General features: G+C 44.2%; 7 protein-coding genes and 1 pseudogene. 3 read left to right on the top strand and 5 right to left on the bottom strand.

The genetic code is table 11. The features are described from left to right. The first annotated feature begins 3 nt into the window (after positions 1-3). Both B9T16_RS09340 and B9T16_RS09345 read left to right on the top strand, forming a co-directional pair. Entirely contained in the window at positions 4-1,005 is a 1,002-nt protein-coding gene (locus B9T16_RS09340; RefSeq protein WP_410244611.1) for a sulfate/molybdate ABC transporter ATP-binding protein, read from the top strand. A gap of 335 nt (positions 1,006-1,340) precedes the next feature. Further along, positions 1,341-4,091, top strand: a complete 2,751-nt coding sequence (locus tag B9T16_RS09345) for a GNAT family N-acetyltransferase (RefSeq protein WP_410244617.1) — start codon at positions 1,341-1,343, stop codon at positions 4,089-4,091. Positions 4,092-4,183: 92 nt separating this feature from the next. Here B9T16_RS09345 and B9T16_RS09350 read toward each other — a convergent pair whose 3' ends face one another. Together B9T16_RS09350 and B9T16_RS09355 are read right to left on the bottom strand one after the other, a co-directional pair. After that, positions 4,184-5,347 (bottom strand): ferrochelatase, encoded by a 1,164-nt coding sequence (locus B9T16_RS09350; RefSeq protein WP_410244612.1) that lies wholly within the window; start codon positions 5,345-5,347, stop codon positions 4,184-4,186. A 131-nt stretch (positions 5,348-5,478) separates the two neighbouring features. Beyond that, entirely contained in the window at positions 5,479-6,744 is a 1,266-nt protein-coding gene (locus B9T16_RS09355; RefSeq protein WP_410244613.1) for an inorganic phosphate transporter, read from the bottom strand. Between the two features lie 252 nt (positions 6,745-6,996). On the opposite strand from B9T16_RS09355, the gene B9T16_RS09360 reads away from it, so the two are divergent. Continuing rightward, positions 6,997-8,454, top strand: a complete 1,458-nt coding sequence (locus tag B9T16_RS09360) for a recombinase (protein ID WP_410244614.1) — start codon at positions 6,997-6,999, stop codon at positions 8,452-8,454. 957 nt (positions 8,455-9,411) lie between these two features. On the opposite strand, the gene B9T16_RS09365 is transcribed toward B9T16_RS09360, so the two are convergent. The 3 genes and pseudogenes from B9T16_RS09365 to B9T16_RS09375 form a co-directional block, all read right to left on the bottom strand. Further along, complete coding sequence (locus tag B9T16_RS09365; RefSeq protein ID WP_410244615.1) at positions 9,412-9,666, bottom strand: hypothetical protein; 255 nt, start codon at positions 9,664-9,666, stop codon at positions 9,412-9,414. After that, entirely contained in the window at positions 9,667-10,023 is a 357-nt protein-coding gene (locus B9T16_RS09370; protein ID WP_410244616.1) for a hypothetical protein, read from the bottom strand. It lies immediately after the preceding gene. Between the two features lie 47 nt (positions 10,024-10,070). Continuing rightward, positions 10,071-10,931 (bottom strand): annotated as a pseudogene (locus B9T16_RS09375) (hypothetical protein); the annotation flags it as partial.

A 10,931-nucleotide genomic window follows, 5' to 3' on the forward strand; every position in this document is an offset into this window, starting at 1 on the left:
GCCATGACTATTCAAGTAGAAAACCTGGTAAAACGCTTTGGCAATTTTGTAGCTTTAGACAACATCAATTTAACAGTTCAAACCGGGTCGCTGGTGGCTCTGTTGGGGCCGTCTGGTTCCGGTAAATCTACTTTACTTAGAGCGATCGCCGGATTAGAAGAACCCGACTATGGGCGGATTTATTTAGAAAATGGTGATGTTACGAATGCCCAAGTACAAGATAGACAAGTAGGGTTTGTGTTTCAACATTATGCCCTATTTAAACACATGACCGTGCGCCAAAATATCGCTTTTCCGATGGAAATTGCCCGCCGTCCTAAGCCTTATATTCGCCAGCGAGTTGCCGAATTATTGGATTTAATCAAATTAGAAGGATTAGGCGATCGCTATCCCGTGCAACTATCCGGCGGACAGCGCCAGCGCATAGCCCTCGCCCGTGCTTTAGCAGTAGAACCAAAAGTGCTATTATTAGATGAACCCTTTGGCGCTTTAGATGCCAATGTGCGGCAAGATTTAAGGTCTTGGTTGCGCCGCCTCCATGATGAAGTTCATGTCACCACCTTAATTGTCACCCATGACCGGGAAGAAGCCATGGAAATTGCCGATGAAATTGTAGTCATGAATCAGGGTAGAATTGAACAAGTCGGCACTCCCCAAGAGATTTACGATCGCCCTTCAACTCCCTTTGTCATGGGTTTCATTGGCCCAGTTAATATCCTTCCAGAAAACAGTCTGAATAGTCCTTCTCCTGTGTTTGTCCGCCCGCACGATATCCGCATTAGTCATATAGCCAATCATCAAACTATCCCCGCAATAATTCAACGGATAGTATATAAAGGGTGGGATGTACAGGTAGCCCTATCTTTAAGAGATGGCACTCTAATTAATGCTCAATTAACCCGGGATGAATGGGATATTCTAGGTCTTGACATCCATCAAAAAGTCTACATTTTCTCAGATAAAATCGTAGCTTTTAACGCCCCAATTCCAGCCGTCGCCAGTTAATTAATCAAGCATAAAAAACTCCCTTTCTGGGTAACAATCCCAGAGGGGAGACCGCTGTTGTGAGGGAGGATAGCGTTGTGAGTAGGGAATTTATAGTTCGTTATTTAAATTAAACTTAACCGGCAATTAACCCCAAAATGATAAAAAATTGAGCAGCCACTCAAAAACGGAGGTCAATCAGCCCCAGGTGTCTGAACACTCACTCAGTAGTGAAAGTTACCAAACTGAGGAAAAATCAATAGATCGAAGTTAATGGAATGAATCGGGTCTATAATAGTAACATCTACTCACCAACCAACCAGAGCAAAACTCCCATCAACAGAGAGGCATGGTTTATGCAAGCCACCAGATCTATAAGCACCGATCCAGCCCATGACGTTTTACGCTACGACCACCAACCCCTCAATGCCATATTTGCACCCAAAACAGTAGCCGTCATAGGTGCCACCGAAAAACCCAACAGTGTAGGGCGAACCCTCCTGTGGAACCTAATTCGTAACCCCTTCGGTGGCACAGTATTTCCCATAAACCCCAAACGTAGCAATGTTTTAGGAATCAAAGCCTATCCCAGTATAGGGGAAGTCCCAGAGACAGTAGATTTAGCAATTATTATCACCCCTGCGCCCACAGTCCCGGATATAGTGCGGCAATGCGTGGAAGCCGGAGTCAAAGGGGCAATTATTCTCTCGGCTGGGTTCAAAGAAATCGGACCCAAGGGAGTCGAATTAGAACAGCAAATCCTGGAATATGCCCGCCAAAGCACGATGCGGATTATTGGTCCTAACTGTTTGGGACTAATGAACCCCCTAACCGGACTCAATGCCACTTTTGCGAGTGCCATGGCAATTCCCGGTAGTGTAGGCTTTATTAGTCAAAGTGGGGCTTTGTGTACCTCCATTTTAGACTGGAGTTTTCAGGAAAATGTGGGCTTTAGTGCCTTCGTCTCCATAGGATCAATGTTAGATGTGGGCTGGGGAGATCTAATTTATCACCTCGGTAATGACCCCAACACCAAAAGCATTGTCATCTATATGGAATCTATAGGAGATGCGCGGTCATTCCTATCAGCAGCGCGGGAAGTAGCCCTCACTAAACCGATTATTGTCATCAAAGCCGGACGCACAGAAGCCGCAGCGAAAGCCGCAGCCTCCCATACGGGGGCTTTAGCGGGGAGTGATGATGTCCTTGATGCCGCTTTTCGGCGCTGTGGAGTTTTGCGGGTGTATCATATCGCCCATTTATTCTCCCTGTCAGAATTGCTGGGAAAACAACCGCGCCCGAAAGGTCCCCGCCTAACTATTTTAACGAATGCAGGGGGACCGGGAGTGCTAACTACGGATACTTTACTGATTGAAGGGGGAACCCTAGCACAACTATCCTCTGAAACTACCAACGCCCTTAACCAGGTTTTACCGCCCCAATGGAGTCACAGCAACCCGATTGATATTTTAGGGGATGCAGACCCGGAACGTTACGCGAAAGCCTTTGAAATAGCAGTTAAAGACCCTAATGGGGATGGGTTGTTAGTGATTTTGACTCCCCAAGCTATGACCGACCCGACTCAAACGGCGGAACAGTTGAAGTTTTTGGCAATGCAGGATCACAAAAAACCGATTTTGGCTAGTTGGATGGGTGGCGCAGAGGTGGCAGCAGGGGCTAAGATTCTTAATCAAGCCAATATCGCCACTTTCTCTTATCCTGATACGGCGGTGCGGATGTTTAACTATATGTGGCGCTATACCTACAATTTGCGTGGCTTGTATGAAACACCGACTTTCGCAGCTTCTGAGGATAATTTATCGACGCTGGAAACGGCTAAACATCTGATTGAGAAGGTTCGCCACCAAGGACGAAGTTTGCTAACTGAGTTTGAGTCTAAGGAACTTCTCGCACTTTATGGCATCCCTGTGGTTGATACTCGCATGGCTTCCACGGTTGAGGAGGCTTTGGCGGCGGCGGAAGCTATTGGCTATCCGGTAGCGCTGAAATTGTTGTCGGAAACTATTACCCATAAAACTGATGTGGGTGGGGTTAAACTGAATTTAACTAGCGCTGAAGAAGTCCAGGCGGCTTATGAGGCGATCGCTTCTTCGGTTGCGGAAAAGGTCGGACCTGAACATTTCCAAGGTGTCACGGTTCAGGAAATGCTTAAATTAGATGGCTATGAATTAATTATTGGCAGTAGCCTTGACCCTCAATTCGGACCAGTGTTGCTATTTGGTACGGGTGGGCAACTGGTGGAAGTATTTAAAGACCGTACCCTGGCTCTACCGCCCCTTAACACCACTTTAGCGCGGCGGATGATGGAACAGACCAAAATCTATAAAGCCCTGTTAGGAGTGCGGGGACGGCCTCCTGTGGATATGGATGCCTTGGAACAGCTTATGGTCAGGTTTTCCCATATCGTGGTCGAACAACCCTGGATTAAGGAAATTGATATTAACCCTCTGGTGGCTTCGGAAGACCGACTGGTGGCCCTCGATGCGCGGGTGGTACTCCATGACCCAGACACGCCGGAAGACCAATTATCTAAGCCAGCTATCCGACCCTATCCTCAGCAATATGTCAGCCATTGGGTTTCTCAGCAGGGAATGCCTATTACTATCCGTCCTATCCGTCCTGAAGATGAACCCATGGCGGTTAAATTCCATGAAAGTCTTTCGGAGGAAAGCGTTTATTTGCGCTATGCTCATCTGATGAAACTTAGTTCCCGGACAGGTCATGAACCTATGTCCCGACTCTGTTTTATCGATTACGATCGCGAAATGGCTCTAGTGGCAGAATACACCAATCCAGAAAGCCTAGAACGACAAATCATCGGCTTAGGACGACTCAGCAAGGTCTATGGTAGCAATGAAGCGGAATTTTCCCTATTGGTGGCTGATGCTTTCCAACGTCAAGGGGTAGGGACGCAGTTGCTTAAACAACTTCTGCATATTAGTCGCCAGGAAAAACTCACTTGTATTATGGCGGAAATCCTCACTGATAACCGGGTGATGCAGCATATCTGCGAAAAAATCGGATTTACCCTTAACCGGGTAATTGGGGAACCCATGGTCAGGGCGGAAATCCAACTTTCTGATTAGGAGTATTGTTTCCTGTGTGGTGGGGTAGCGATCGCGATCGCTACCCCTACCATTGTACAGGGGGGGATAATTGGAGAACCCGCCCCTAGGTTTTAGTGGTGGTGATGGCTATGATCATGATCATGGCTATGGCTATGATGACCTGGATCTGATTGTACTGCCAGGCTAGGATTAATAGATAATGCTGTTTGGCTTAATAATGCCTCAATCTGAGGATTAGCCCAATTAGCAGCCATCTCCAGGAATTGGGGATGGTCATTGACACAAGCCATTTTAATATACCTTACCTGGGGATGTCGCCGCCGCAATGCCTCGATAATGTGTTCTACATCTAATAGGGTTTCGTGGTTTTCGGTAGCAAACCCTATAGGCATGAAGACAATAGCCGTCGCTCCCAATTCTATCAGATTATGGGCGGCTAGTTGCGCGTTGGGTTGAGTCCAGTCGATCAGGGGGGTATCATGGTTTAACCAGCCTACGGAAATTAAGGGATAACGGTTGATGAGTTGTTCCCGGACTTTTTCATATAAGGCTTGACTTTCATCAATTCCTGATGTAAAACCCTTGGCTTTATGGGGGCATCCATGATTCATTAATACGATGCCTATTTGGGAGGGCAAATGTGCGATCGCCAATTCTTCGTCAATTTTTGACTGCACTAATTCCCCCATTAAATTAATGTATTCAGGCTCATTATAAAAAGATGGGATATAACGCTGACCTGTAACCCAATGGCTGCTAGTATCGGCTAATTGTGCCAGAGCATTATTAACCTGTTCTACAGCGATACCACTGGTAAAAATTGAATCAACTACCAACAGTGGATAAATCAGGATTTTGTCAAATCCTTCGGTTTTAATTTGGCTTAAAACTGTTTCTGGTAGGAAGGGGGCACAGAAATTAAAGGCTTTAAATACTTGAACGCGATCGCCCCATTTTTGTTGTAAATGTGCTTCAATTCCGGCTCGTTGTTTCTCAAAAATTGCATTGTGGGGGGAAATAAAATTGCCGTGCTGATGACTCCATTCATGGAGGTCAAATATTGCCAAAAGTTTAGCTAGAGGCGGATAAATCCAAGTAGGAACTGGGGCGAATTTGGCGGTTAACAGATTTAAAGCCTGTTCATTATAATTGGCAAAGTCTTCATAGCTTTCTACTTCTCCATAACCCATCAATAAAACGGCTACCCGATCTGATTTAGGGCGATCGCTTAATTGGGTGCTAGGACTTGTAATTTTCTCAGGAGTTGTTACCACGTCTTAATCCTCTGATCTAACCAATGAGCTATTTCCCCATAGTTTAACATCCCCTATGGGGGGAGGGGGATAAGATATTGATAACTATATCCTAGGGGGGGTTAGGGGGGCGATCGCCGCCATAGCTAAAGCTACCCCATGAAATATCGCAGGAGTAGAAAGCCTATAGCGGCCAAAAATGCAGCGGTGGGGACTGTAATTAACCAAGCCAAGGCGATCTTACCTACAGTCCCAAATTTAATAGACTTCCAGCCTTGAACAAGTCCCACGCCGACAACACCACCAACTAGCGCATGGGAGGTAGAAACAGGTATCCCTAAGTTAGAAGCAATTAGTACAGTGGTGGCGGTGGCGAGTTCAGCCGAAAATCCAGCACTAGGGGCTAAAGTGATAATATTTTCGCCGACAGTGGAGATGACTTTTTGACCCCAAACCGCCAAACCTGTAGCAATACCAGCGCCGCCAATAACTAATACCCATAGGGGGATATGAAACTCTCCGAGGGGGACAGAAGCGGTTTGTCGGATATAGACAATAATGGCAAGGGGTGCGACAGTGTTACCAACATCATTAGACCCATGAGCAAAAGCCACAAAGCAAGCACTGAAAACCTGAAACTGAGCGAGTTGTCTTTCAATGGAGGACTTGCTATCACCGGATCTAAAAGTAGGTTGCCAACTAAACCAGGTAAGGCCAACGACAGTTAGACCAGCGATCGCAATAGTCAAATCATGGGTAGGAAAATTAACACCCCATTGACTTTTAATCAAATGGGCGAGGGGTTGACTAATTTCTGGGACTACTAACGTGCCAAATACTGCAATCATGGCACAACTGAGCCAGGGGGTCCATTCGAGAATTTGTTGTTGGGGGTGTGGATGTTCCAGAATCCAATATTTAATTAGACTGTAGAGTGAGGCGGCGATCGCTGCACTAATGAGGGGGGTAATTAACCAAGCCAGAGAAATCAAACCGACAGTTTTCCAGGCTACAGCAGTCCACCCTACAGCCACAGCACTAAATCCCGAAATAGCACCGACCACAGCATGGGAAGAGGCGACGGGTAAACCCTTACGGGTGGCAATCATAAGCCATAACCCGGTCGAGACTAATACCGCTATCATACCCAATTGGAACAATTGAGGCGATCGGATAAATTCTTCCGGCTTGACTACCCCAGTGGCTAAGGTTTCCGAAACCCTACCCCCGAATAATACCGCCCCTAGAAATTCCAAAACCCCAGCAATGATAATAGCTTGTCGGAGAGTAATCGCCTTTGACCCTACAGAAGTCCCCATAGAGTTAGCCACATCATTGGCTCCGAGGGTGCAAGCCACATAAAAAGCTAACAGACAGACGAACCACAGCGGAATTAAGTTGATGGGGGAAATTTCCATTATCAAAGATGAAATTCAGATGAAATTAACCGGATAACTAGGGAGAGTCTTTGTTATATTAATGATGTCGGTGCGCGATGGTTTCCCGATTGTGGGTCAGACAGAACCCCCACTACCACTAAATCCGCCACGTTACTGGTGGCAAGTGCCATCAACTAGGCGGTTTAACAGCGTCTACATAGCCTACAACCCCTATTCTACCGTTACTTAGGTGTTACTCAAAGCCATAACAGAGTAACAAGTGAGTAAAAAATGAGTAACGCTACTGATACCCCTACAGTAGGGGGAAAGGGCAACTATGATGAGAGTTACGCTAGGTTCGTGAAAGCCTATCAAGACTTTAAAGGGGAATGTCCCAAGGGGGTAACTCTCAAACTTCAAAAGACCGGGGTTAGGTACAACCTACTATTGCAGTTTAAGCAACCACCTACCGGGAAACGGCTACCCAAGACAGCTAATCTTGAATGTACACCTCAAGGGGTGATAGACGGGGTTAAGAAAGCTAAGTTGGTATCTGAAGCCCTGGGAACTATCACTAGCGCTAGTGAATTTTGGGATTGGTACGATAAAACCATCCTAGGGAAAAATCAGATTGAGGATAATCTGATAACCTATCGGGAAATATTCCAACAACTAGAGGATGAGTATTTTGCGGGTTACAACCGCAACACAGGAAGGAAACGTTCTCGCGATATCGTAAGCGACTTAGTATCTTACCATCAAACCAAGGGAATATTTTTTAAATGCTTCCCTAACTGGGATGAATATCCTAGCTGGGAGAGTTTCAAGGCTATGCTGTATACTCCCCTACGGAACGGAGAACAATTAGTAGGCTCAAAAACCTTCAAGGGACGTTACTACATCTTAAAAGCCATAGCCGAGAAATCACCTAACAAAGAACACTTGCTTAAACAGCTTGAGCCTATTAACGCCAAACAAACGCAATTCAAAAAGAAACAGCGTATAAGCATTGATGCCTTTAAGGATTGGTGGTATAGCGCCAAACAAGAAGCCTATACTATTAAAGGCCACCAACATCAATCATCCCGGCATAACTGGTTATGGGTGACTGGTATGGCAGTAATGTATGGGTTAAGGCCTACCGAGATAGCCGCTGCCGTTAATCTAACTAAGCCATTTGTAACGGATGATGGTATCACTATCAAAGCACTGTCAGACCCCGATAATCAGGATAATTACTTGGTGCTAGGTGATTATGTTTACTTTACTGACTCAGAAGGTCGGAAAGTGAGTATCAAAACAGGGGGACGGGTTGTTGCACCAATACCTAGCCTTGATATGTTTGAGTTCCTGGAATTGAAGCAGCCATTGTTACCAGAATATAACCCTAGAAAAGGTAGTAAACCCAAAAGCATAGTCGGAGGCTTTAACGCAACGTTTAGTCAAAAAATTGCCTCAATGAAATGCCCGGTAACTCAAAAATATGCTTTCCGTAGACTGTACAACCTGTTGGGTGAAAAGTATGGATTGCCTATTGAGTTGAGAGCGAGACTTATGGGACATAGCACAATCGTCAACGAGAGTAAATATAAAACAGAAGGGATTGACGCTACCTTAGAAGTTCTCGAAGGATGCTCTAAGTTACCTATACCGTTGAACGTAGCCATAGAACGGTTAACAGCGTTAGGGGTTGATATTGATAGCTCTGAAGCTAAATTATTCCTTGGAGTTATCTATCAGATAGATTAATCTAATCGTCAACCTTTCATAAATTAACACCCCTGGATTAAACCCTAGGGGTTATTTTATGGCTACAAATTGATGGATCCTGTTATGGCTTTGAGTAACACCTAAGTAACGGTAGAATAGGGGTTGTAGGCTATGTAGACGCTGTTAAAGCTACAGAATGTGTTAACTATAAACCCTTATCCTGACAGCGATAGCGGGTTATTACTCAACCCCTATATCCTATTGAATTACTCAGATATTACTCACAATCTAGTCCTAGCACAGGAAAATAATTCTGTCAACAGGTTGATTACTCAGTCAACAAGCACAACTTAATCAATCTGTCAAATGCCTACTATCTCCCCCTAACCAAACACCGATAGGGTACTTCCCTAGCGATACCCGTCAACAGCAAGCCTAGCGGTTCCTAGCGTCACTGTTGACTGCTATCGCAACGGTCAGTTCCCCTAATATGTCTGTTTCGGTTAGGGGGAGGGTATGGCTCAAATTTCAAAACCCATAGGGGTAGTCAGGTTATTGGTGAAATATTGAGGAACCTACTCACTACCAACAAAATGCGATCGCATTATCTAATCATCACCCGTTGAGTTCAGTTCACTACCTACATAACGCGTTGCAACTGGTGACTTGTTTCGTTATCTCTCGCTGATACCTACATAATCCTAGAGAATTGATTCCCCATCGAAGCCGATACCTACATACCGCTAGACAAGTCTCCAATTTATAGGGGTACTGGGTTCCGCCTGGGATGATTACCCCTAATAGACGGGTTAAGGTTTTGGCTTAGGGTGTTTATTGTGGGTAAATTAGAGGCAAGCATTCATATAAACGATTTATAGACTATATTTATAGACTATATTTATAGACTATAAATGAAAAATACATACACGCACCCCCTACAGTCAGAAACCATAGGGGGACATTTAAGTTATTGGGGTAGCTGTTATCTGTTAGGGATTAGGGTTTACGCCAACCATCATCATCAATATCGTCTCTGTTAATTGGAAGATGGGGTAATTGTTCTTTATCTTTTGACTGTTTTTTACATACTATTGATGTCATAGAATCACTAACATATCTAATCAAATAACTTAGGCTGCTTTGAATATTATCTAACTTATTCTGAATCATTAACTGTCCTGTATGCGTAATGAACGTACTGAGAGTAATCGCGACAATAATTAATCCTAATTCAACTATTATTACTTTCATTTATATTAATTTCCAAAAATGAAGTGTAAACCATTTAATCCGTTCTAATGGAGAAAATGAAGCATAAAAATTGCTGTACGGCGGTGATTCAATTATTTGATATTCATTAAGCCATATAGTCTCTTTTTTAACTAGCATAGCTTGCTTAATATCATTGTAGGCATAGAATTTTAACCACCCTGCCATTTTCCAGTACACGGGTACACTGTCAGCGTCAAATAATATTCTAACAAATTTACTACCAGAAACATCAGGCAATTCTTTAGTACCGTGTAACGTATTATCATCCTCTATCCTAAAATTAAGTTCATAAACCTTAAACCAGTTACTATCTGATATATTAAGCGCATTAGGCATTATCTGTTAATTTATTGTTGTAAGTCATAAGTCATTTTAGTTCTCCATTACAGTTTTGTTAGGGCTAAACACTCTGACTMTGGAAGAGCTTTAGGGTAGTAGCGGAAGTCTTTAGTGTTTAGTCTTGATGGTATAAGACTATTTTCCCAAGCACCACCACAAGGTCTTACACAACCCAGATCGGCGGCATCCTTCAACGCTACTGAAGTACCAATCTTACTACCGTTGACAAGAAGCTTTATTGTATTATTACCGAGCGTTAGTKCGTATTTTMTTTCCTCGTTACTTTGAAAGAAGGATGTTGGTGTTACTATTGCACTTGATACAATATTACTACCCTCTAACCGTATCCAACCAGTAGTCGCTAGGTTTATAATAATGCGGTCTGCATTAAACGAAGTATTGCTTTTTGATAATACCAGTAGTGTACAAAAACTAGGTGGTGTATAACCTCCCTTAATGTGGGTGTAAACAGTCATCTCACTCGGATTAAACTCATCCCCCAACACTCGACTAACCGCATCAGAAGCACGTGTTACGCTGGTGGCTTGAGTAGGGATGTAAGATGAGGGAGTGGAGGCTGCTTCTAGTTGTGTACCCCAAATGTAGATACCTGAAATGCCATCACCTGTGTAAAGAATGCTAGACCCATTATTCAAGTAATGCACTATTGTTGCAGTAGCAGTTGATAATGCTGTTGAGGTAATTGAGCATCTATACCACCCGTTTCCCATAGACGTTACTGATGAAGAAACAAGTCCTCCTCCTGCTGTAATTGCTCTAGTCAGTAAATTGAAATTTGCGAAAGAATCGGCGGGAAATTGAGTGGCAAATGCAATTACAAGAATCGAGCGTTCTGCGGCTTTAGCATATATGGTTAATGTATATGTTGTCCCAGATGTTGCAGA

Source organism: Arthrospira sp. PCC 8006, from assembly GCF_046480465.1.
GTDB classification, from domain to species: Bacteria; Cyanobacteriota; Cyanobacteriia; order Cyanobacteriales; family Microcoleaceae; genus Limnospira; species Limnospira platensis.